The sequence below is a fragment of the Clostridium zhoujianii genome (assembly GCF_051590805.1).
Lineage (GTDB): Bacteria > Bacillota > Clostridia > Clostridiales > Clostridiaceae > Clostridium.
In genome coordinates this window covers 910,124-933,295 of sequence record NZ_JBPUTF010000001.1, presented here as the reverse complement: position 1 = coordinate 933,295, position 23,172 = coordinate 910,124, and the positions used below count along the sequence as shown (strand labels likewise).

The window sequence follows — 23,172 nt, the reverse complement described above, 5'->3', positions numbered from 1 at the left end:
GTGACTATAACTTGTTTTGTAGATAATTATGGACTTTTATTATGTAAATAAAATAAAATCAGGGGTTCGATTCCCCTAGGGACTACCATTACACTCTCAAGGCTGATTTATACTAGCTTTGAGAGTTTTTTATTTGCTTAAACAATCCGTAATTCAGTATTTTTACACCATAGAAAAAGACTAGGGTAACCTAGTCTTACTTTATTTCATATTCTGCATAATCTCCAACACTCGTTTTGTAAGGCATTATTTGAAGGTATTTACCTTTATCATCTATTATTGTTACTGCAAGATGATTTTTATTCGCATTAACAACATTTTCAACTGGGCTTTGTGTTTTAACTATAACACTATCACCATCTTTGATTACCTCTTTAACATTTCGGTGAAAAAGAGCGATATTATCCTTTACTATCTATTATTACTTATTACCTACAAATATAATAAACATCTAATTTTTATCATTATTAATGAAATTATTATCTGTTAATAGAATAAGTTTTATTATCCTTTTAGGGGCAAAATTTAAGACTAGGATTTAATTTATCCTAGCCTAATCTACCTATTCATATACTTAATTATGTTCTTCCATAATATATTTTGATTTAATAATCTATTTATATATGTTAATTTAACTTTAGACCTAAGATATTTGCTCTATCCTAGCTTTTTCTTTCTAATTTACATCAACATCAACAGCAATACTATATTCTTTATCTGTTAAATTCCATCCAATACTTGGCTTTCCTTCGATATCTAAAGATAATGAACCACTAAATCCTATTTTAGTATGAACATAATTCCCAAACACAGATGATGATTGATATTCGTTTATATATTGTACAAATCCAGCTATACATGAAATATATCCACTTTCGTCAGTTCCTCCACGAATATCAAACTTAGTCGCTACCCCTTTACTATTATGAATGAAGTATTATCTGAAACTTATGTAACATAACTCACTCCAGTCGGACTAGTTGGATCAACAACCATTGCTGTATGAGCTGATTTTGATTCATAGCTATTTTGATATATCTTCATACTTTCTCCTATAGAAATACCTATGGCATCTTGAAGTGTGACCATTTGTCTATTAATCCAATTATAATCATAAATTACCTTGAATTTAAACTTATCTGCTGAATTACGGTAGGCAACAGTAGTTAATGCTAAATATGAATCCCCACCAGTATTCCACTCAAAATCATCACCTTCATAATTTCTTTCTAATCCTACTTTTAATAGGTTACGTTGTTTTTCTATATCTTTTTTAATTTTTGCTCCATTAAACTCTTTATCTGTAACTTCCTCTACTAAATAATCATCTACTACATAATTACTCTTCTTATTGATTTCACCAGAGTCTTTTAGCGTAAACTTTAAATCTTGCTCTTCTATTGATACAATTTCATTATATCCATCAGCTTCAATACTTTCTTTAATATTTGGAAACGTATTCAGTATATCGCTATGTATACCATTACTTTTAACAGTATTAGCTTGTACACTAATTGGACTAAATAACATACTAATAACTCCCAAGAATACAACAACACCCTTTATTTTCTTAATTTTCCCCTATAAATACTTTTTTTGACATCTAGCTAGATTATTTATATAATAACATATATCTTCGAATTTTACAAATTAAGGAGAATGCTATGCGTAATTTTTTAAAAGAACTATTCATTTCAATTATCTTATCTATTATCATAAATAGCTTTTTTTTGTTTTTAATAAGTAATAATTCAAGTAAAGATTCTCTATCTCTACTGATTTTGTTTATTATTACAGCAACTATAATATTCTGTTTCAGAATTATACTAAAAAAAATTAACTATTTAATTAAGTTACTTGAGCAAAATAATAGCAAATAAACACGTCACTCTAAAACTTTTTACTATGCTTTATTTCAAACTTAAGACTAGGATATAATCTATCCTAGTCTAATCTACCTATGCATATACTTTAATGTCTATAGACATTCAGTAATTGAAACCTCTTTTAAAACAGTAAAAGCTAGTAGTTATTTTTCTCCTAGCTTTTTTCTAAGACTAGAATACTTATCACATATCCTAGTATTCTTTTTTATATACTATAATTCTATATCGTTAACTGTTTCATGTTCAGATTTCCTTCTCTATCACTTAAAACAATCACTCTATAAATATTTTATCTAGCGTACCCACACACTCTACAAACCCATTTATTTCCTACCACGTCATGAGGGGTTATATTTCCATAAGAAGAACATTTAGGGTTAATGCAGGATACATAATATGTGCCTACTCCAGCTTTGGATTGTGCTTGTGAGTCTGCTTTCACTACTGCTGGTGATGCCATTCCTAATAATAAGCTTCCTAAAATTGCTGTTGATAATAATATTTTTTTCATACTAAAACCTCCACCTCTATTATTTTGGGCCCACTTTCATATTACCATTTATTTACATTTGATTCAATTAAAAACGTTCCCCATTTTAAAAGCTTATCTAATATATTCTGACTAGTTAATTTGAATCTTGTATAGTATATTGTAAATAAATCGTTAATATTGTTACAAAAAAATGTAGCAAGTAAGATTTCTCCTACCTGCTACATCTATTATTGTAAGTATTAGTACTTACTTAGTATACTATATGTAAGATAACTCTCTGTTCCTCATTAATTTCCAAATCAGTATCGCAAATTGTTACTGTATCCCCGAGATTCATCTTAATAGCATTTCTTAGTTTTTCATGCTCCTTGCTATCTAATAAGTCAATAAAGTCTACATCACACTCGTCAACTTCTCTAGTGAGTCATGAGTATCTAAATATTCTTAGGCTATTTCCTTTAATTCCTCAGGTGTATCAACATTAAAGTTAATTTTTACTGGATAAATTCCCATCCCACTTTGGAAACCTCCTTTAATTTAAAACAAAAAAGAGATTATAAATTTTATAATCTCTTGAAATATCAACACTTTTACTTTTATATAATACATATACTTCAACTATTATTTCCCAAACTTAACTCCAACCCATAATGTAATTACTAATATTATAATTAAAATCATAATTCTTTCAGTCGTAAATATTTCTATCTTTTTACGCCTCCTTCTTCTTCTCACATTATTTCCCCTCTTCCATTATACTCCTTTAATTATATCATTTTTGTAATCGTTATATAATATTCAAAATCACTCCTATTTAGAATTAATTACGACTTTTATCCATAGAAAAATCATGCGCTTTCTCTAATCCTTAATTTAACTCCTAATTTTAATCCTTTTTACTGCTAGTTTAATTTCTTTACAGTTCTTAAAATTCTCCTGCATCCTCTTCAAATTTAATATAAAAAGAACCCTATAATAGGGTTCTTAAATACAAATATTTAAAATTACATAACTTTTACAGGGAATACCATGTCTAAAACACCAATAACTACTGCTGCTAGTAGTGCTCCTATAATTGAAACACTCATATCTGGCACAAGGAATTGTGTCAAATATATTATTACTGCTGCAATAGCAAATCCTTTTAATCCTTTTCCAAAAGGGGATGCATCAACTCCCATAAAAGATTCTACTAAATAGTCTAGTGCCGAGATTACAACAGCGGCTATCAAATATGACCATATTCCATGAATACTAAAACCTGGAGTGAAAAATGAGGTTATTCCCAAGATGATTCCAACTAATACAAATCTTCCTACCCATCTCATTATGCTACTGCTAGATCCTTCTTTACTATCATTATGTCCCATTAAACTTCCTCCTTTAATATATTTCTTACTATTTCATCTATAGTATGCTCATAAATTCTAGAAATATTTACAGGACATAATATATCTATTTACTACATAGTAAAAAAATACCGCATCACTTCTCATAAATAATGCGGTATTAAAATAAGAAATTTTATTTTATCTTTGAAGCATAAGAGATTTATCTATAGGTCTTTAGAATCTACAGTTTTCATTTTGTCTACAACGTCTATTGCATCTGTTACATTGATTGCATTTTTTTCTTTCACATCTATTACATCTTTCTTTTTTTTCGCATCTATTGCATCTTTCTTCTTTTTCTTCTTTTTCGCATCTATTACATCTACAAAATGACATATTAATCCCCCTCCTCTTTTGTATACTTAAAATATATTCCTAACATTACATAATTGTTACTCAGTATAGTAGAATTCATTTAACTTCTTCCCTCTATTCATATTTCAATCTTTAACTTAATAGAAACTTCACAAAGTATATATTTATTTAATTTGTAGTATTTTGTTCTAAATGGTAATATTGTGTAGATAATTTCTTAGGGGGATAACTACATGTACACAGGAATAACCATCACAAATAGACAAGAAGAGGCTATAGAAAAAGTAACTAACTTTATGCAAAATAAAGGAATGGTCAATAAAGAGGATTATGATATTTATTTTGTAGAATACTCTAAGCTAGATAAAAGTATAATAAATGTTGTTGTAAAAGTACAATTTAAGGAAGACCTAAATATTATTAAGTCCTTAGAGGACATAGGATGGGTTATTGAAGCTAGATATAAAAATGATAATGGCTCACCATCAAAGTTCTGTAATGGTGAGTTTAATGATTCTTTTGGAGATTCTGGTGATTATAATATGATTAGAATGATAATATAATAGTTTTTTACATAATTCATCAACATAGAATATCAATTTAAAGTAATAAAATAATAGCTAGCCTAAGTATAGGCTAGCTAAAATCAATATATTTAATAATTAAATTTTTCTTGCTACATCTACTGCTTCAGCAATACAATTTAATGCTCTACGAGCTTTAACTGCATCTCCAATAACATAACAATCTATTTTCTTTTTCTCACAAAAATCTGATATTTCTTTAAAGTCACGAGATCTCGCTCCAATAGCAATTACTACTGAATCACATGGTAACTCAATAATATCTCCATTCTTCTCTAAAACTACTGACTTTTCTTTTATTTCTGTACATTTTGCTTCTGTTATAGTTTCTATTCCTTCTTGTGCTATGTTTTCAATAACACAGATCTTTCTTAGTGGTCCAAGATCCTTAGCTACTTCATCTAACATTTCTACTACAGTTATTTTTTTAACCTTACCTGAAAGATATTCAGCTACTTCTAAGCCTACAAGACCTCCTCCTACAACTACAACTTCCCCATCTACAGAAACCTTTCCTGCAAGCACATCATGGGAATTACTTACATTTAATAAATCTGCACCTGGTACATTTAATTTGATTGGTTCAGAACCCGTTGCTACTATTACTGCCTCTGGCACTATATCTTCTATAAGCTCTGGTGTAACTGCTGTTGATAATCTTATTTCTATACCCTCTCTTTTTGCCATTTCCCCCATAGCTATAGCTGCTTCCTTCATTTCTTCTTTTCTTGGTGCTGCTCCAGCAAGGACAAATTGACCTCCAAGTAATTCTGAAGATTCACAGATAATCGGATTATGTCCTCTAGCTTTTAAAGTTAAAGCTGCTTCAAGTCCTGCTACTCCTCCACCTACAACTAATACTTTTTTAGGAGTGGTAGTTTTTTCTAAAATGAATTCTCTTTCTCTTCCTAATGCTGGATTTCTCATACAAGTTATAAATGGTATTTCAGTAGAGACAAACCCATCGTAGCAACCTTGGTTACATCCGACACAGCGTATTATGTTGTCCACATCTCCATTATAAGCTTTATTACAGAACTCAGGATCTGCAAGTTGAGCTCGTCCAATTACCACCATGTCAGCTTTTCCGCTTTTAATTATTTCATCTGCTTGTTCTGGATCATTAATTCTTCCTACTGCAACTGTTATTAATCCTGTTTCCTTCTTAATCCTTGCGGCATTTTCTACATTAAAACCTCTTGGTAAATCAACAGGTGGTACTTCATATTTAATTGCTGCACTTGAGAAATTACCACGAGATACATCAACCGCATCTACTCCTGCTTCCTTTGCTAATTTGCAAAAGTCAATTACTTCTTCAATAGTAAGTCCATCCTCTAAGTAATCGTCATGAGCATCAATTCTCATAAATAATGGCATATCCTCTGGTATGTTATTTCTTATTGACTCTATACACTCTATCAAAAATCTTGCACGATTTTCAAAGCTTCCTCCATACTCATCTGTTCTCTTGTTAAAAGCCTTGCTTAAAAATGAATGTGGAGTGTAATTATGTCCTGCATGAAACTCAACTGTATCATATCCTGCTTCAACAGCACGTTTTGCAGCATCCCCAAAGGCTTTAATTGATTCCTTTATAACTTCTAAACTTGCTGCTGGTATTACATGATCAGTACCTGCTACTTTAAAATCACTTGGAACTACAGCCATAGCGCTTTGATCACTAAAAAATACAGCTGTTCCACCAAGCCATAACTGAACCCCTGCTTTTGCTCCGCCTTCATGGATAGCATCAGCAAGTTTTTTTAATCCTGGTATGTATTTATCATCTGATATTGATAAAAAGTCCTTTGGAGCTGATTTATCGTATACTGAACATACTTCAGTAAAGTTCAAACCATTTCCACCCTTTGCTCTTGCTACGTGATAATCAATAAGTTGATCTGTTACTAACTTATCATCCTTTACCATTTTTGTTCCCATAGCAGGAAATGCTACTCTATTCTTTATTTCCATTCCCCTGATTGTAATTGGACTAAATAGACTATTAAATTTCATAATATACCTCCCTAAAATAAATATAATTTATCTCCCTCTTTGTTAATTATATATTTAACGAAGTATTAAATCAATATGTTTTAAACAATTTGTTTTAATTTTCTTTTTTAAGGAACTTTTTATATTTTTTAATAATTTCATTGTTTGTAATCATTACCAAATCAATACCTTAAGTTATGTATTAATATTATTATGTTAATTTATTAACTACCAATCCCCAATTTATCATAAATAAAAGGTTATCTCATAATCTACAGAGATAACCTTGTTATTATTCCTTTATTTTTAAAGTATTTATAATATACTTTATATAGTTTATCCTTGAATTTTTATCCACTAGGATTTCTTCATTAAAAATTTCATTAGTTTCATTAATGAAAGGATGTAATATTGATGACAAAAATATCATTCTTTTATATATAAATTCTTCTTCATTACATTTCATAACAGACCTTAACACATTATCTAATTTCTTATTAGCTTCATTAATAATATTAATAATCTTAATATCCATTTCACTCTTCTCTTCCGCATTAGATGCTTCTTTATTCATAACAAGTACCCCTGGATATCTAATTGAATACTCTATTATCTCATTAGAACAATTAATAAGCTTTTCTTCATCACTTAACTCATTATTATCTAATGGTTCATATGCCATTAATATGTTATTAATATAGAATTCTTGAACATAACTTAACATTCTATCTTTGCTTCCAAAATAATAGTTTATCGCACTTACATTAACTCCTGCTTCCTTTACAATTGTTCTGATTGGAACATTTGTAGAGCCATTTTTCCCAAAAAGATATAATGCTCTATCAAGTATCCTCTCTTCAACATTCTTTAATTCTCTCATTTTACACCCCTAACTGACATATATAAAAATACTTCCACATACTATAAGGCATTATATCAAACCTATTAGCTTTTGCAAACCTTCAATTTATTTCCTTAATTAGATTTTAATATTCAGATTCTATACTCTCAATAAAATCATGAACTAATTTCTCATACTCTTCTTTTGCCATTTTATAGGCTACCATATGAGGTGCATCAGGAACTATTAGTACTCTATCCTTCTTATTATTTCTTCTTGTATACATATCTATTGCCATCTCATAAGGCACTGATTTATCTTTGTTTCATGTATAAAAAGAACTGGCACCTCACTATTACAAATGTCCTCAATAGGGCTTACCTCCTCGAACCTAAAACCATACCTTTTCTTAACTTTATAATTAAGAACTTTATAAACTATTTCAAAAGGTACCCATTTAACTTTTGAGAACTGATATTTTATTATCTCCTTACCACTAGAATAGCCACAATCATCAATTACAAATTTAACTCTAGGGTTACTAGCCCCACACATAAGGACTGTTGATCCACCCATAGATTGACCATGTAACCCTAGAAATAAATTATCACCTCTTCTTTTAACTATAAAATCTATCCATCTATCTAAATCTTCCTTCTCATAATAGCCATAGCTAGGATATTCTCCTTCACTATCTCCATGATTCCGTTCATCAACTATTAAAATATTAAAACCTTCCTTTATGAATAATCTTACAAAGGGCATGTGAATATGACGATTTGCGCTATATCCATGTACTAATATTATAAATCTATTACTATCTTTGAAATTCTCTATAAGTGCTCCCCTAAGCTTTAATCCATCTTTAGATAATATACTTACTTCTTCCATATAAACTTCATCATAGATTTTTTCATCTAACATCTCTCTACTTTTAAGAACTCTAAATGCATCCTCTTTACTTTTTTTATTATCATGAAAGGCTTTTTTAAAAGCATACTCTGATGCATAGTGTAGAAATAATAGTGCAAGTACTAATAATATGGCTAATATGACAATTAAAACTCCCATAATCTATACCTCAACTTTTTTCTCCATTATAACACTATTTTTAGTCGCAAAAAAAGAGTAGCTTCATTCTACAATCTGCTACTCTTTTATTTGTTAATAGATAAATACATATTACTATCCTTTCTAATTAACCTTGTAATTTTTGAGCTAATTCTTTTAACTCCTCAAAAGTTAATTTAGCTAAATATGATCTATTAAGTTTTTCTTCTTCTAAGCCAATCTCTTTTCCATGAGTAAGTATTGCTGATGTATACATTTCTCTATAATCCTTTACAGCCACCATTTTCACCTCCTAATGCTATATTACGAATATTTATTATACTACTTATATTATGCATGTCAATACGAAATGATAACATTATTATAAGTAGTGATAAACTAATAGATATTATTATATCATAATAAATTAAATTTTCAAAATATTTCGTTTAATAGGTATTTGATTATAGTATTCTCCAAAAATAAGAAAGACATTCATTGATTTAATCAATAAATGTCTTTATACTATTTATTATCTAAATATGAAGTAGCACTTAATGCTGCAATATTTCCTTCTCCGGCAGCCTTTATATATTGATAAGGCTTTCCAACACAATCTCCTGCTGCAAAACAACCCTTAAGGTTAGTTGCCATAGATCTATCAACTTTAATATGCCCATCCTCTTCTAATAATCCTGGAACAAGCTGAGATGGTGATATAGCATCCTTTAATAAGAATATACCATCTGTTTCAATTTCACCATTCTTAATAATAAGCTTTGTGACCTTTTTTTCACCTACTATTTCTATAGGTTTATCTTTTATAAGCTCTATTCCATCCTTTAGTTTATATTCTCCTTTAAATAAAGGAATAAAATAAACCTTTAATGCCAATTCACTAACATAATTTGCTTCATGTACTCCCTCATCATTAGATGCAATTATAGTAACTACCTTTCCCTTATAAAGTGGAGCATCACAGGTAGCGCAATATCCAACACCTTTACCAAGGTATTCTAGTTCTCCCTTTAAAGGTTTTGAAAATTCTACTCCTGTAGCTAATATTAAGGATTTTGCTTCATACATTTTATCATTAACCATTAGGGTGAAGTAGTCACCCATTGAGTAAATACTATTTACCCTCTCTTCAGTTATTTCAATTCCCATAGCATTAATATGTCCTCTAAAAGCTTCTAACATATCTTTTCCTGATGAATTGGGTAACCCAAGATAATTATTTATTTTCGGTGCTCTTTGAATCTTTGGACTAAGATTATTATTTCCAAATAAAATAAATGATTTATTTCTAATTTTAGCATTAAGGGCCGCTGATAATCCAGCTGGCCCAGTTCCTACTATTGCTATATCAAATCTATCTGCCATATTTTAATTAAAGTAGCTCTTCAATAGATTCTTTTAATGCATCCTTTGGTAAGAATCCTACCTTAGTATCCATTTCAGCACCATCTTTAAATATCTTTATAGTAGGTATACTTTGAACACCATACTCATTTGCTATATCTCCATTTTCATCAACATCAATCTTTACTATCTTAACATCATTAATTTCTGAATCTAATTCTTCTAAAATTGGAGCAATCATCTTACAAGGTCCACACCAAGTTGCAAAGAAATCTACAACTACTACTCCCTTATTATTTAAAACTTCTTCTTGAAAGTTATCTTGACTAATATATTCTACCATTTTTCTTCCTCCTCATACCCCTAAGGGGTATTGTTTTTTATTAATTCTATACTATATTTCATTTTATGTCAACTAAAAGCCTACTCTTAGTGTAAGTATTCTATTTATTTTTATACCTAAAAATTCATCCTATATAGTTAAAGGAACTACAGTTTAAAGCTGTAATTCCTCTGCTAATTCAATAAACTCCTCTTCAACTTCATTCATCATTAATAGACCAAGATTGTACTCACCTTTTATATCTTCTGCTTCTATACCAGAATAATTAAGCAAGTTTTCCATTTCATACTTCAACATTGCATCATCTATAATCTTAACTAACTCTAGCTCTTCATCAGTTAAATCACTTAATCTAAAAGCTTCATAAACTGCTTTTTGTAACTTCTCTTCTATTTTAATATAGCTATCTAGCTGTTTTTTAACAGGTCTTGTTATATCTGAAATATATGCTTCTGATCCATCATGAAGTAAACAAGCTAATTGTACTCTTTTAGAATATCCTCTAAGCTTTGCTTCCTGTGCACAATAAATTGAATGTTGCCCTACACTATAAAAGTTTTTATAATGTCCATTAGCTCTACAAGTTAATGATAAAGCATGTCCAATATCCCTTATTGAAATCTCTTTAACTCTTGGATCTAATGGCCAAAACTCAATACCTGTAGCTGTTAATATATAGTCACCTAGCCTCATCTTTTGTCTCCTTTATCCTTTTAAAATATATTAATTTTCTTATATTTACTCTTAATTGTCAAATCTTTATTTACTCTATTATTTAATATTAAACATAAAAAGGCAACTAAGAAGCTACCTTTTTATATTTATGCTAAATTTATATATTTAGTTTTCAACATACTTATGAAGATCCTTGTATATCCCTCCTGCTGCCATAAGTTCTTCATGTGTTCCTCTTTGTTCTATTCCCTTATCAGATAGAACTATAATCTCATCTGCATTCCTTATAGTAGACAGTCTATGTGCTACTACAATAGTTGTTCTACCCTTACATAGCTCGTCCAATGACTTCTTAATGTAATACTCAGTAGTATTATCTAAAGCTGATGTAGCTTCATCAAGTATTAATATAGGTGGGTTCTTTAAGAAGACTCTAGCAATAGATAATCTTTGCTTTTGACCTCCTGAAAGCTTAGTACCTCTTTCACCTATATAAGTGTCATATCCATTTTCAAGGCCCATAATAAAATCATGAATATTAGCTCTCTTAGCTGCTTCATATATTTCTTCATCTGTAGCCTCTAATTTACCGTACTTAATGTTTTCTTTAATAGTTCCTGTAAATAAGAATACTTCTTGTTGTACTATCCCTATACTATCTCTTAATGAATCTAAAGTTATATCATAGATACTCTTATCATCAATCAATATATGTCCACTATCTAAATCATAGAATCTAGGAATAAGATTACAGAAGGTTGTCTTACCACCACCTGAAGGACCAACTAAAGCAAGCATTTTTCCTGCTTCTATTTCTAATGATAAATTATTTAAAATTTGATTATCTTCATAACTAAAATTAGCATTCTTAAATGTGATTTTTCCCTTAACATCCTTTATAGGAAGTGCTCCTTCTCTTTCCTTTTCTCTATCTTCCCCTAAAAGTTCAATATATCTTTGGAAGCCTGTCATACCACTTTGGAATTGTTCCATAAAGTTAATTAACTTCTTTATTGGATCCATAAATATCTTTATATATAGTAGATAAGCTACAAAATCACCTGTATCAATCTTCCCAATAATAGTAAAGGCTCCACCTGCAATTAAGACAACATAATTAAGTATATCTAAAGAGAAGTTTGCTCCTGAAAAGTATTCTGCCATTACTTTATATGCTCTTTCACGAGCTCTTATAAATCTTTGATTACCTTCTTCAAACTTTTCTTCTTCATAACTATGGCTAACAAAGGCCTTAGATACTTTAATTCCTGCTATACTATTTTCAAGATTTGCATTAACTGCCCCAGTCTCTACTCTTGTTTCAAGGAATGAATCACGCATCTTCTTCCTTTTTTTCATTGTGAATAAAACTATTATAGGAATAAAAGCAAAAATTATAAGAGTAAGTGGAATATTAATTGTACAAAGTATTGCAAATGAACCAACAAGCATTACTGCAGATATAAACAAATCTTCCGGTCCATGATGGGCAAGCTCTGAAATATCCATTAAATCATTAATAATTCTAGACATTACATCACCAGTTTTAGTACCATCAAAGAACTTATTTGGAAGTCTCTGAATATGCTTGAATATGTCTCTTCTCATATCTCCTTGCATTCTAACACCAACAACATGTCCCCAATATTGCATAAAGTATCCACAAGCAGCTTTAATAATAAATAGTATTAGTAAAGTTACTCCAAATACCCCTATCATTCTTAAATTCTTATTTGGAATAGAGTTATTCATTAACTCCCTTGTCATCATTGGATAAACCAAATCAATTCCCGCCGCTATAAAGGCAGCTACTAAATCTAATGCAAATAGCTTTTTATAGGGCTTGTAAAATTCTATAAATTTCTTTAACATATTTCCTCCATTAAAATCACTTTTCTTTCGCAATTTTATATTAATTTTATTATTTCTTCCTTTGCATCTAGCAAGTTTTCTTGAAATTTTCCTTTTATTCTAAATGGTCTTCCCCCTAAGACATATATTGTTCCATCCATGAATATGGCCTCATCAACATCATGTGTAACGAAAATAACCATTCTTTTTTCTTTTTTAAATATTTCCTTTAACTCAGTTATTATTGAGTATTTTGTCTTATAGTCTAGCGATTTAAAAGGCTCATCCATTAAAATTACTTTAGATGGTTTTAAAAGAGCTCTTGCAATATTAACTCTTTGCTTCATGCCACCACTTAATTTTTCTGGATATTCATTTTCAGTACCCTCAATATTTACTAGTTTAAAAATCTTTTTTATTTTCTTATTTCCATCCCTCTTACTGTAATAATTATATATAAATAATTCTATATTTTCTTTAACAGTAAGCCAAGGTATAAGTCTATCTTCTTGAAATATATAGCTTATATCATCTTTATTTACACCTAATATCTCTCCATTATCTAACTTCTGAATACCAGCAATTATATTTAGTAATGTGCTTTTCCCCCCTCCTGACTCTCCAATAATGCAGTTAATTTTTTCATTACTAAGATTTAAATTAAATTTATCAAATATTTCTTTATATCCAAAACTCTTACATAAATCTTTAACCTGTAAATTAATCTTCATTCTTCCACCTATATACTTTCTTTAAAAGTACTCTATTAATCCACTCAAAAATTACTGATATTATGGCTATAATAAGAATCCATCCAAAAATTGCTGTTGTATTAAAGTTCATTTTTTCAATTTGTATTGCTGAACCTATTCCATACTTAGGTTGACCATGTACTTCACCAGCTACAACAACTTTAAAAGCAAGGGAAAAAGTAGATATTAGTATATTCATAATATAAAAAACAATAATTGGAATATAAATTTTCTTTACCTTCTGAATAGTTGACACTTTGTATATAGAGCACATATCAATAGTCTTTTTGTCTATTCCATTTAATGAGCTTAAAATCCCATCATATAGTATTGGAAATACTATAGCAAATCCTACTACTAAAGGTGCCTTGTCCTTGTCAAACCATATTAGAGCTAGAACTACTAAGACCATTGTTGGAATTGTTTTTCCTATAGCATTTAAAGGCTTCAAAAAATTATTAAAGAAAGGGTACATTAAAGATAGTACCCCTAGAATAACTGCCAATAACAAGGCTCCAATAAAGCTTATTACTGTTCTGTATAGGCTGCTTAAGATATTATTTAATAAATTTGAATCTTTAAATATCTCTCCCATGGAAAGTAGTACTTCTTCTATTCTCGGAAGATATATATCATTATTAATTTTTATAGCTATAATCTCCCAAAGAACTAATAACACTAAAATGGCAACTATACTCTGCCTTTTATTTTTCCATGAAAATTCCTTCATCTGGAATCTTTCCTCCTATTGTCTTTGGATCAAAATCATTTAATTTATTAAAGTATGTTTCATACTCCTTGTATGAATCTTTAATTCCTACATATTTGATATTAGCCTTTTCAATTGCAGCTGGAATAATTGCCTTATTTGCTGATACTCCTATTTCTTCGCTATATGTGGCTAAATCATCCTTTTTTTCATTTGCAAAAATACAGCTCTCTTCTATTTCCTTTAAAAACTTATCTACAAACTTCTTATCATTTGCAATAAGCTCCTTTTTTATAATTATAGTTGCTTGAGGGAAACCATACTTTGAATCATTAGCACTTTTCCACTCTTCATTTAAATCCATTACTACTTTAAGATCAGATTTTTTTGATAAAACCTGAGATAATGCTGGTTCAGGAAGTACTGCATATTTTGCTTTCCCAGCTAAAATAGTTGGTGCAAGTTCTGTAACTCCGTTTAGATATGAGAAGTTAAAATCCTTCTCTGGGTCAAATCCCTTATCTTTTAAAACTGATTTTGTAACTATATCAGGTGTTAGACCTTTACCTATGTTATAAACTTCCTGACTCTTTAAGTCATCAATTTTCTTTTCTCCCTCTGTAGATACTAAATAAAATGAACCCCATCCTACTGTACCTGCAATTTGATAACCAGCCTCTTTATTGTACTGAGTTGCAGCTACATTCGATGGAACTACTGCAATATCAGCTTCCCCCTTAAGGACTTCTGAAACTATATTCTCAGGTGTTTTCTCTATAGAATAGCTAAGATTATAGCCCTTTAGTATTTCTGGTTTTTCTTTCATTACCTTTGCTGTTGCCATACTTGGTAATCCATCAGGTACTACAACTTTTATTTCTTTTGTTACTTTAGGTTCATTAGCATCGCTACAGCTTACTAATAGTCCAAGACTCAATAACCCAACTAATAATAGTGCAAATTTTTTCTTCATTATTATTCCTCCTTGTAAAATTACCTATATACTATAATACTACATCTCATAACAAATTCCCATAGTTAGTTGATAATTATTATTAATTAAGACTAAAGATATTCTCTTTAGTCTTAGGATTATCAATTTTATTATATTTTATTTCCCACTTTATTCTTCATATATAATTTGTACTGCAGCATCGTAATCATTCTTGTGTACATATATTAAATATTCATAGTCTAGGTCACTTCTACCACCAGAAGATCCCATTCGTGCCCTTGTTGTGTCAAAGGAAGATTCAGTATTCCTATTTACAACCTTATAAGAATAATTTATCCCATTCTCTGCAAGGATATCACGAACTTTAGTAGACTTCTTCATAGAGTTCCCTGAATACACCTCTTTTCTATTCCAAAACCCCAACATACAATAGCCTCCCTAATTAAATAATATTATAAAAGACTAATACTTAAGTACTAGTCTTCAACTCTTATTGCTCTTAAATTATCTATATATATCAACAATTAAGCCCTGAATCTCATCTATAGTTGCTGCTATATTAAGATTATCCTTCTCATCCCCAAGTAGTACTTGAGTCAACTCTTCAAGTTTAGCATCTACAGTATCTACAGTTATAAAATACTGCGTTTGCCAAAAGCTTATATCTTTTTTAGTATCATACATAAATTGTAGTACTGATTCTAAATACTCCTTAATCATTTTTTTATACATTCTAACATCTGCATAGGTTTTTGTAATAACTAATCTATTACCCTTTTTCTTTATGTCATCTATCATCCTCTTAAGCTGCTCTTGGGATTTTCTATCTCTAGCTTGATTAAAACTTTGTGAGAAATCTTTTCTATTAGATACAACTTTTCTATCATCAGTAGCTATTGTTCCCCTACTTACTCTTCCAATCTCCATAGTATCAGTCCTTTCTTTAATAAGACTATTATATCAAAAAAGCAAGAGTTCAACTACAAAATAATATGATTAACCCATTTCAAATGTTACTTTATGAAGATTTTTCTGCTAATTTCCTTTAAAAATGTTATAATATAAGTTACGAATACAGATCAAAGGAGAAATAAATGAAATCATTCAAAGAATTAGGTTTAAATGAAAATATTATTAAAGGATTAAAAGCTCAAGGTATAACTGAGCCAACAGAAATTCAAGCTCTAGCTATTCCAGAAGTTTTAGAGAATAAAGATGTTATAGGAGAAGCTCATACTGGTAGTGGTAAAACTCTTGCCTTTGTAGCACCTATATTCCAAAAGATCAATACAGAAAAAAGAGAGATGCAAGCTCTAATCTTAGCACCAACTCATGAATTAGTTATGCAAATTGAAGCTCAGATTAAGCTACTTGCAACTAACTCAACAATTCCTGCTACTTCTCTTTCCATTATTGGAGATGTTAACATTGAGAAGCAAATTAAAAGACTTAAGGATGTTAAACCTCATATAATTGTTGGAACACCAGGAAGAGTTCTAGATTTAATGAATAAAAAGAGAATCGCTGCTCACACTATAAAAACAATAGTTATTGATGAAGCAGATAACCTTCTTGATAATACTAGTTCAGATTTTGTTAAGGATATTATTAAGAAAACAATGAGAGATAGAGAACTTCTTATATTCTCCGCTACAATTAATGAAAATACTATGGCTACTGCTAAAGACTTAATGAAGGAACCTGTTATCTTTAAAAGTGAAGCTAAAATATCTTTAAATCCAAATATTGAACATATGTATATTGAAGTAGATCCTAGGGATAAGTTTGAAACATTAAGAAAGTTAGTTGCAGCTACTAACCCTGAAAAGGCTATAGTTTTTGTTAATAAAGCCTTTGATACTAACTTAGTTGCAGAAAAATTAAACTATCATAATAAAGCCTCTTTTGCTATGCATAATAAATTAACTAAAGAACAAAGACAAAATGCCCTTGAAAGTTTTAGGACTGGTAAGATAAATATTTTAGTTTCATCTGATATATCAGCAAGAGGACTTGATATCCAGGGTGTTACTCATATAATAAATCTTGACTTCCCAACTCATGCCCTTGAGTACCTACATAGAGCAGGAAGAACAGCTAGAGGAAATAACTCTGGTTATGCAATATCTTTAGTAACAGCTAAAGAAAAAGCTGTTGTAAGAATTTATGAAAGAGAATTTAAGATAAAAATTGAAAAGAAACACTTAAGCCATGGTGAATTAGTTTAGAATTAATTACTTTACTCATAACCTCCTTATATCATATAATATAAGGAGGTTATTCTATATACTTACATAATTGGTATATAAACGACAAAATAGTTACTCATAATAAGGGGGAGTAATAATGGTAATACTTCTAATTGTATTAGCGCTTTATATTATTTATAACATTTCTTTTGGTATACCTTCTAGCATAAACAAATTAAAATCTATGATTGAATCACAGGATAAAGAACTTTTCGAATTAAAAATATCACTTAGACAAGCTAATCAAAAACTTTCTAAATTTGATGCAAAAGAAAAACTTAAAGACATGGATAAAAATATTTAGAATTAAAATTAAAAGTTAATTAAATGCATAAACGTTGGACTACAGGTGTTTCTACCCTGTAGTTTTATTTACTTTTTTAATGTAATTAATCAACATTACTTTCCACGTATTAAATAAGAATAAAATCACTATCCTAACTATATAATAGAATATTCTATCAGGCACATTTCTAAAAATGATGAATTAATCTTTAAATCTATTATTTTCAGAAAAGTGCTAATGTTAAAAACGAGGTGAAATTATATGTGGTTTAGTAAAAGCTCTGAAGAAGCTATAAAAGAGTTTGTAACTGATCCCTTGAATGGATTATCCTCTGAGGAAGCTAAAAAGCGTCTAGAGAGGGATGGGGAAAACAAACTTGCTGGCAAAAAGAAAAAGACTATTCTATCTCTTTTCTTGGCACAACTAAAAGATGCTATGATATACATTCTTATAGGTGCCGCTATTATATCTGGTATTATGGGAGAAATAAGTGACTCAATAATAATTTTAATTGTAATTTTAATTAATGCAGTTATTGGTGTTGTACAAGAGTCAAAGGCAGAAAAAGCCCTAGAGGCCCTAAAGCAACTAAGTACCCCAAAAGCTTTAGTAAAAAGAGATGGTGAGCTTAAGGAAATTCCCTCAGAAGAAGTTGTTATAGGAGACATAGTCATAATTGATGCTGGAAGATATATTCCTGCCGACTTACGACTTATAGAAAGTGCCAACTTAAAAATGGAGGAATCAGCCTTTACAGGTGAATCTCTTCCTTCAGACAAGGATGCAACTGTAATTGTTCATGATGAAAAAGCCCCTATTGGTGATAGACATAACATGGCATTCATGTCTACTTTAGCAACCTATGGACGTGGCTCTGGTATTGTTGTTGCAACTGGTATGAATACTGAAATAGGAAAAATAGCTAAAATGCTAGATGCTGAAGAAGAATCAGCTACTCCACTACAAAAAAGACTAGCTCAGCTTGGTAAAACCTTAGGCTTTGCTGCAATTGGAATTTGTGTATTAATATTTGTTATATCAATATTTCAAGGTCGGGACTGGTTTGAAATGCTCCTTACTGCTATCAGTTTAGCTGTTGCTGCAATTCCAGAGGGACTTCCTGCTATAGTTGCCATTGTTCTTGCTCTTGGAGTTCAAAGAATGATTAAGCAGAATGCTATAGTTAAGAAATTGCCAGCTGTTGAAACTTTAGGTTCAGTAAGTATTATCTGTTCTGATAAAACTGGAACTTTAACAATTAATAAGATGACAGTTAAAAAGACCTTCGTTAATAATAAACTTGAATCTTTAGATACTTTAGATATTAATAATCATGAAAGTAAACTGTTAGTAGAAGCCATGGTTCTTTGTAATGATGCCACTTCTACAGAAAGTTCAAAAACTGGTGATCCTACTGAAATAGCCTTATTGGATGTAGGTATTAAATTTAATATTTTTAAAGACAATTTAAATACAGAGCATAAAAGAGTAGATGAAATTCCCTTTGATTCAGATAGAAAACTTATGACTACTGTAAATTCCTATGGAGATGGATTTAAAGTATTTACAAAGGGTGCAATAGATTCATTATTTAAAATATGTGATAGAATTTCAATAAATGGTGAAATACAACCATTAACAGAGGAAAAAAAGAAAGAATTATTAGATGCTTCTAACGCAATGAGTGATGATGCACTTAGAGTTTTAGGTGCTTCATATAAGGATATTACTAATCAAAAAATTTCCTTAGACAAACTTGAAGAAGGTCTTATTTTCATAGGTCTTATGGGAATGATTGATCCGCCTCGTGAAGAAGTTAAAGGATCAATTGAGCTCTGTAAAAAGGCCGGAATTGTACCAATTATGATAACTGGAGACCATAAAAATACTGCTTTTGCAATAGGTAAAGAATTAGGTATAGCCGATAATTTAGGTCAATCTATGTCTGGTGCTGAAATAGATAACTATAGTCAGGATGAATTTAATGCTATAGTAAATAATTATAAAATATTTGCAAGAGTTTCGCCAGAACATAAGGTTAAAATCGTTAAAGCCTTTAAATCTCATGGTAATATAGTATCTATGACTGGTGATGGTGTAAATGATGCTCCATCTTTAAAAGCTGCTGATATTGGTGTTGCAATGGGTATAACTGGTACTGATGTGGCAAAAGGTGCTGCTGATATGATATTAACTGATGATAACTTCTCAACTATAGTTAATGCAGTTGAAGAAGGTAGAAATATCTATAGTAATATTAAGAAGTCTATTATATTCCTACTTTCATGTAACTTTGGTGAAATTGTAGCATTATTTGTTGCTATCTTATTAAACTGGGCTACTCCACTATTACCAATTCATATTTTATGGGTAAACTTAATTACTGATAGCTTTCCTGCCCTTTCATTAGGTGTTGATCCAATGGATGAAAGTGTTATGGATGATCCTCCAAGGAATCCAAAAGAAAGCTTATTTGCAGGACATATGGGACTCTACTTAGCGGTGAATGGTATACTTATTGGTACACTTACTCTATTTGCTTTCAAGCTTGGTGAACATCTATATCCTGATTCATTAATGCATGCACAAACTATGGCATTCGTAGTTTTAAGTGTATCCCAATTATTCTTCTCACTTAACATGAGAAATACTAAAAAATCAATTTTCAGCCTTGGTTTATTCTCGAATAAATACCTAATTGGTTCTATAGTCTTTGGAATACTAATTCAATTTGCTGTAATTACAATTCCTTTCCTTGCAGGAATATTTAAAGTTTATCCGTTAAGCTTTAGAGACTGGGGATTAGTATTATTAATTTCTATAATGCCATTAGTAATTAATGAGATTCTAAAAATCTTCTTAAGAATCAAGAAAAATTAAAATGGAGCTGTATCTGAATTGTTTTATAGTAGTTCAGATACAGCTCATTCTAATATTATTATAAAATATAATTTTATGATATATCACTTATACTCTTAATTATATATTTCTTACTATGAAGTATTTTTTGTCTTTTCTTTTTAATTCATACTAAGTAGTAACTTAATAGAATTGTTATAAATATTATTTATTCTCTTCATAATATTCATTTATTATTTACATCATTTTTCTCAAATTTGTTAAATTCATGTTAAGCTTTTTTCATTTGGAAATATCTTAATCTGGATTTTTTTCTTTTTCTCCAAAATCCTTATCATATTTAATAAATTTGTAATCATAATCTGGTAATATATATAATTAATTTAAAATAATCTTGATATTTATATTAATTTGTTAAAATATGTGATTAATTGACAAGTTAATGTAACATCTTGTAGTATTGTGATTATTAATTACTTTTATCATTATTTTGTAGGAGGGAAAATATATGGAACTAACAACACTTTTAGGTATTATTTTTGGAATAATTGCAGTGGTGGGAGCAATGATATTTAAGCATATCTCTTTTGGTGTACTTTTAAATCCTGCTGCATTTATGGTTATTTTTGTTGGAACTATCGCAACAATATTAAATGCCTATACAGGGAGAGACTTAAAAAACCTTGGAAGGATATTTAAAGTTTTATTTACTTCTAATGGAAATGAATCAAAAATCAAATCCGTTAATGATCTAATAAGATATACACAGCATGTGAGAAAAGAGGGAATTCTATCTCTTGAAAAAGATCTTAATACTATTGAAAATAAATTTTTGCAAAGAGGATTACGAATGATAGTAGATGGTATAGATCCTGATTTCATTGTAGAAGTTTTAGAGACAGAAATAGATGCAATCGAAGAGAGACATGCTATAAATGCTTCTATTTTTTCTCAAGCTGGAGGTTATGCACCAACCCTTGGTGTAATGGGGGCAGTCTTTGGTCTTATTGCAGCTATGGCTAATATAAATGATACAGCTGCTATGGCTGAAGCAATCTCAGCTGCCTTTATTGCTACAATATTAGGTATTTTTACAGGATATGTTTTATGGAATCCCTTTGCAAATAAATTGAAAATTAAAAGTAAGCATGAAATACTCGAAAAAAGAATGATTATAGAAGGACTTCTTGCTATACAAAAAGGTTCTGCACCAAGTATGGTACAAGAAAAACTTATGTCCTTTTTAACAGAAAGTGAAAAGGAACTTCTTCTTACAGAGGGTTAAAAAACTTTAGGGGTGAAAATAATGGCTAAAAAGAAAAAGAAAGAAGAGCATTTTGATGAAGGATGGTTGTTACCTTATTCTGATCTTATGACATTATTATTAGCAGTTTTTATAGTGTTATTTGCATCTAGTAAAGTTGATGTGAGTAAAATGAATCAAATGTCACAAGCATTTCAGAATATTACAATGTCTGGTGGATCAGGTCTATTAGATGGTAGTGAAAATAGTAATCAAGAAGATCTTCAACCAGTTACTGAGATATCAACCCCATTGCAGAATATAACAAATATCAAAAATGGTATGGACGAATACATAAGTACTAATCACTTAGACAATCAGATTTATACTGAAGTTCAAGAAGATAAACTAAAAATCACATTAGTAAATAATGTACTTTATGAATCTGCTAGTGCTAAGTTATCTCCTCAAAATATCGAGATAGCTAATAAGATAGGTCAATTATTAGCAGATAAAGGACAAGGCCTAGAAGTAGTCTTTGCAGGTCATACAGATAATATACCTATCAATAATTCAGAGTTCAGTTCAAACTGGGATTTAAGCTTTGAAAGAGCTGGAAACTTTATGAGAAATGTATTAAAAAATAAAAATCTTAATCCAGCTAACTTTAGTGCTAGTGGTTATGGAGAATATAAGCCTATAGCTTCAAATGCTACAGAGGAAGGGCGTAGCCAAAATCGAAGAATTGAAGTTCTAATTCGTGTTAGTTTAAATAAAGAATAAATTTTTATTCCTAAAGAAAAGTAGCTACATAAGAGCAAGGTATTAAACCTTATTCTGATGTAGCTACTTTCTTCAGTTCCAAATTGTTACTTATGTAATATATTTTAAAATCTATCTTTTTAAATTATGATTTTTAAATACAGAAATATTTATAATTTCGTTTTGAAAGGCTTTTAACAAAGCTTTTTCTAATACTTTTTCCTCATCGAAATTTGCAATATCATTACATATTGCAAATACCTTATTAATATCTCCATTTGCATTTCTATAAGTTAACTCTACATTAGGCTTTTCATAATTAACTTTTATAATCTTCAAACCCCAAGATATTTTTGCATATTCATTTTTTACGGTTAAACAAGTCATCTCCTGTAATTTGCTACTTTCTTCGTTTACATCTTCAACAACTATTAATTCATCTCCTACCTTATACTTAGCCATATTATCATCCTCTCTTACTGTAAATCTATATAATGCACATAGTCCTTTGATAAGCTTATTATGTGCATTATATGTAGTACTATTCTTTAAAGGAATAACTACTTTA

26 protein-coding genes are annotated in these 23,172 nt (G+C 29.8%); 6 read left to right on the top strand and 20 right to left on the bottom strand.

The genetic code is table 11. The annotated features are described in order from the left end of the window. Nucleotides 1-676 precede the first annotated feature (676 nt). The 5 genes from ACSYT2_RS04330 to ACSYT2_RS04310 all read right to left on the bottom strand — a co-directional run bounded on the left by ACSYT2_RS04330 (nucleotide 677) and on the right by ACSYT2_RS04310 (nucleotide 4,106). The gene (locus ACSYT2_RS04330) at nucleotides 677-811 is read right to left on the bottom strand and encodes a hypothetical protein (RefSeq protein ID WP_430855958.1); all 135 of its coding nucleotides are present in this window, start codon (nucleotides 809-811) and stop codon (nucleotides 677-679) included. 137 nt (nucleotides 812-948) lie between these two features. Further along, the gene (locus tag ACSYT2_RS04325) at nucleotides 949-1,530 is read right to left on the bottom strand and encodes a hypothetical protein (protein ID WP_438383699.1); all 582 of its coding nucleotides are present in this window, start codon (nucleotides 1,528-1,530) and stop codon (nucleotides 949-951) included. Between the two features lie 645 nt (nucleotides 1,531-2,175). Beyond that, entirely contained in the window at nucleotides 2,176-2,397 is a 222-nt protein-coding gene (locus tag ACSYT2_RS04320) for a hypothetical protein (protein WP_430855956.1), read from the bottom strand. A gap of 986 nt (nucleotides 2,398-3,383) precedes the next feature. Next, the gene (locus ACSYT2_RS04315; RefSeq protein ID WP_430855954.1) at nucleotides 3,384-3,749 is read right to left on the bottom strand and encodes a phage holin family protein; all 366 of its coding nucleotides are present in this window, start codon (nucleotides 3,747-3,749) and stop codon (nucleotides 3,384-3,386) included. Between the two features lie 195 nt (nucleotides 3,750-3,944). Continuing rightward, on the bottom strand, nucleotides 3,945-4,106 hold the full coding sequence (locus tag ACSYT2_RS04310; RefSeq protein ID WP_430855953.1) for a hypothetical protein: 162 nt from the start codon (nucleotides 4,104-4,106) through the stop codon (nucleotides 3,945-3,947). A 212-nt stretch (nucleotides 4,107-4,318) separates the two neighbouring features. Between ACSYT2_RS04310 and ACSYT2_RS04305 the strand changes: the two genes are divergently transcribed. Next, complete coding sequence (locus ACSYT2_RS04305; RefSeq protein WP_438383696.1) at nucleotides 4,319-4,648, top strand: hypothetical protein; 330 nt, start codon at nucleotides 4,319-4,321, stop codon at nucleotides 4,646-4,648. 99 nt (nucleotides 4,649-4,747) lie between these two features. On the opposite strand, the gene baiCD is transcribed toward ACSYT2_RS04305, so the two are convergent. The 14 genes from baiCD to ACSYT2_RS04235 form a co-directional block, all read right to left on the bottom strand. Next, the gene (gene baiCD, locus ACSYT2_RS04300) at nucleotides 4,748-6,688 is read right to left on the bottom strand and encodes a bile acid Fe-S flavoenzyme BaiCD (protein WP_438383695.1); all 1,941 of its coding nucleotides are present in this window, start codon (nucleotides 6,686-6,688) and stop codon (nucleotides 4,748-4,750) included. 271 nt (nucleotides 6,689-6,959) lie between these two features. Continuing rightward, nucleotides 6,960-7,547 carry a TetR/AcrR family transcriptional regulator gene (locus ACSYT2_RS04295; RefSeq protein ID WP_438383693.1) on the bottom strand — a complete coding sequence of 196 codons (588 nt, stop codon included), beginning with the start codon at nucleotides 7,545-7,547 and terminating at the stop codon, nucleotides 6,960-6,962. Between the two features lie 106 nt (nucleotides 7,548-7,653). Next, nucleotides 7,654-7,806: a hypothetical protein gene (locus ACSYT2_RS04290; RefSeq protein WP_438383692.1), complete on the bottom strand. Its 153-nt coding sequence runs from the start codon at nucleotides 7,804-7,806 to the stop codon at nucleotides 7,654-7,656. Next, nucleotides 7,797-8,579: an alpha/beta hydrolase gene (locus tag ACSYT2_RS04285; protein ID WP_438383690.1), complete on the bottom strand. Its 783-nt coding sequence runs from the start codon at nucleotides 8,577-8,579 to the stop codon at nucleotides 7,797-7,799. Before ACSYT2_RS04285 ends, ACSYT2_RS04290 begins: the two co-directional genes overlap by 10 nt. Nucleotides 8,580-8,706: 127 nt before the next feature. Continuing rightward, complete coding sequence (locus ACSYT2_RS04280; RefSeq protein WP_430855948.1) at nucleotides 8,707-8,862, bottom strand: hypothetical protein; 156 nt, start codon at nucleotides 8,860-8,862, stop codon at nucleotides 8,707-8,709. Between the two features lie 221 nt (nucleotides 8,863-9,083). Further along, nucleotides 9,084-9,941, bottom strand: coding sequence for an NAD(P)/FAD-dependent oxidoreductase (locus ACSYT2_RS04275; RefSeq protein WP_438383689.1), 858 nt, complete (start codon nucleotides 9,939-9,941; stop codon nucleotides 9,084-9,086). 7 nt (nucleotides 9,942-9,948) lie between these two features. Next, nucleotides 9,949-10,263 carry a thioredoxin gene (trxA, locus tag ACSYT2_RS04270; RefSeq protein ID WP_438383687.1) on the bottom strand — a complete coding sequence of 105 codons (315 nt, stop codon included), beginning with the start codon at nucleotides 10,261-10,263 and terminating at the stop codon, nucleotides 9,949-9,951. A 153-nt stretch (nucleotides 10,264-10,416) separates the two neighbouring features. Next, a complete protein-coding gene (locus tag ACSYT2_RS04265; protein WP_438383685.1) occupies nucleotides 10,417-10,956 on the bottom strand; it encodes a phosphohydrolase in 540 nt (179 codons plus the stop codon). A 147-nt stretch (nucleotides 10,957-11,103) separates the two neighbouring features. After that, the gene (locus tag ACSYT2_RS04260; RefSeq protein ID WP_430855944.1) at nucleotides 11,104-12,810 is read right to left on the bottom strand and encodes an ABC transporter ATP-binding protein; all 1,707 of its coding nucleotides are present in this window, start codon (nucleotides 12,808-12,810) and stop codon (nucleotides 11,104-11,106) included. Nucleotides 12,811-12,845: 35 nt separating this feature from the next. Beyond that, nucleotides 12,846-13,514 (bottom strand): ATP-binding cassette domain-containing protein, encoded by a 669-nt coding sequence (locus tag ACSYT2_RS04255; RefSeq protein WP_438384996.1) that lies wholly within the window; start codon nucleotides 13,512-13,514, stop codon nucleotides 12,846-12,848. Further along, nucleotides 13,510-14,271, bottom strand: coding sequence for an ABC transporter permease (locus ACSYT2_RS04250; protein WP_438383683.1), 762 nt, complete (start codon nucleotides 14,269-14,271; stop codon nucleotides 13,510-13,512). The genes ACSYT2_RS04255 and ACSYT2_RS04250 overlap by 5 nt, the downstream gene beginning before the upstream one ends. After that, nucleotides 14,246-15,223 carry an ABC transporter substrate-binding protein gene (locus ACSYT2_RS04245; RefSeq protein ID WP_438383681.1) on the bottom strand — a complete coding sequence of 326 codons (978 nt, stop codon included), beginning with the start codon at nucleotides 15,221-15,223 and terminating at the stop codon, nucleotides 14,246-14,248. Before ACSYT2_RS04245 ends, ACSYT2_RS04250 begins: the two co-directional genes overlap by 26 nt. A 150-nt stretch (nucleotides 15,224-15,373) precedes the next feature. Then, the gene (locus ACSYT2_RS04240) at nucleotides 15,374-15,631 is read right to left on the bottom strand and encodes a hypothetical protein (RefSeq protein WP_438383679.1); all 258 of its coding nucleotides are present in this window, start codon (nucleotides 15,629-15,631) and stop codon (nucleotides 15,374-15,376) included. Nucleotides 15,632-15,709: 78 nt separating this feature from the next. Beyond that, nucleotides 15,710-16,132, bottom strand: a complete 423-nt coding sequence (locus tag ACSYT2_RS04235) for a YaaR family protein (protein ID WP_430855940.1) — start codon at nucleotides 16,130-16,132, stop codon at nucleotides 15,710-15,712. Between the two features lie 167 nt (nucleotides 16,133-16,299). Between ACSYT2_RS04235 and ACSYT2_RS04230 the strand changes: the two genes are divergently transcribed. The 5 genes from ACSYT2_RS04230 (at nucleotide 16,300) to ACSYT2_RS04210 (ending at nucleotide 22,625) form a co-directional block, all read left to right on the top strand. Then, complete coding sequence (locus tag ACSYT2_RS04230; protein ID WP_438383677.1) at nucleotides 16,300-17,433, top strand: DEAD/DEAH box helicase; 1,134 nt, start codon at nucleotides 16,300-16,302, stop codon at nucleotides 17,431-17,433. Between the two features lie 118 nt (nucleotides 17,434-17,551). Next, nucleotides 17,552-17,758: a hypothetical protein gene (locus ACSYT2_RS04225; protein WP_430855938.1), complete on the top strand. Its 207-nt coding sequence runs from the start codon at nucleotides 17,552-17,554 to the stop codon at nucleotides 17,756-17,758. 243 nt (nucleotides 17,759-18,001) lie between these two features. Then, entirely contained in the window at nucleotides 18,002-20,620 is a 2,619-nt protein-coding gene (locus ACSYT2_RS04220; protein ID WP_438383676.1) for a calcium-translocating P-type ATPase, PMCA-type, read from the top strand. Between the two features lie 487 nt (nucleotides 20,621-21,107). Next, the gene (gene motA, locus ACSYT2_RS04215) at nucleotides 21,108-21,884 is read left to right on the top strand and encodes a flagellar motor stator protein MotA (RefSeq protein ID WP_438383674.1); all 777 of its coding nucleotides are present in this window, start codon (nucleotides 21,108-21,110) and stop codon (nucleotides 21,882-21,884) included. Nucleotides 21,885-21,905: 21 nt separating this feature from the next. Continuing rightward, the gene (locus ACSYT2_RS04210) at nucleotides 21,906-22,625 is read left to right on the top strand and encodes a flagellar motor protein MotB (protein ID WP_438383673.1); all 720 of its coding nucleotides are present in this window, start codon (nucleotides 21,906-21,908) and stop codon (nucleotides 22,623-22,625) included. A gap of 111 nt (nucleotides 22,626-22,736) precedes the next feature. Here the strand turns inward: ACSYT2_RS04210 and ACSYT2_RS04205 are convergent, their stop codons facing one another. After that, a complete protein-coding gene (locus tag ACSYT2_RS04205) occupies nucleotides 22,737-23,066 on the bottom strand; it encodes a hypothetical protein (protein ID WP_430856679.1) in 330 nt (109 codons plus the stop codon). Nucleotides 23,067-23,172: the final 106 nt, after the last annotated feature.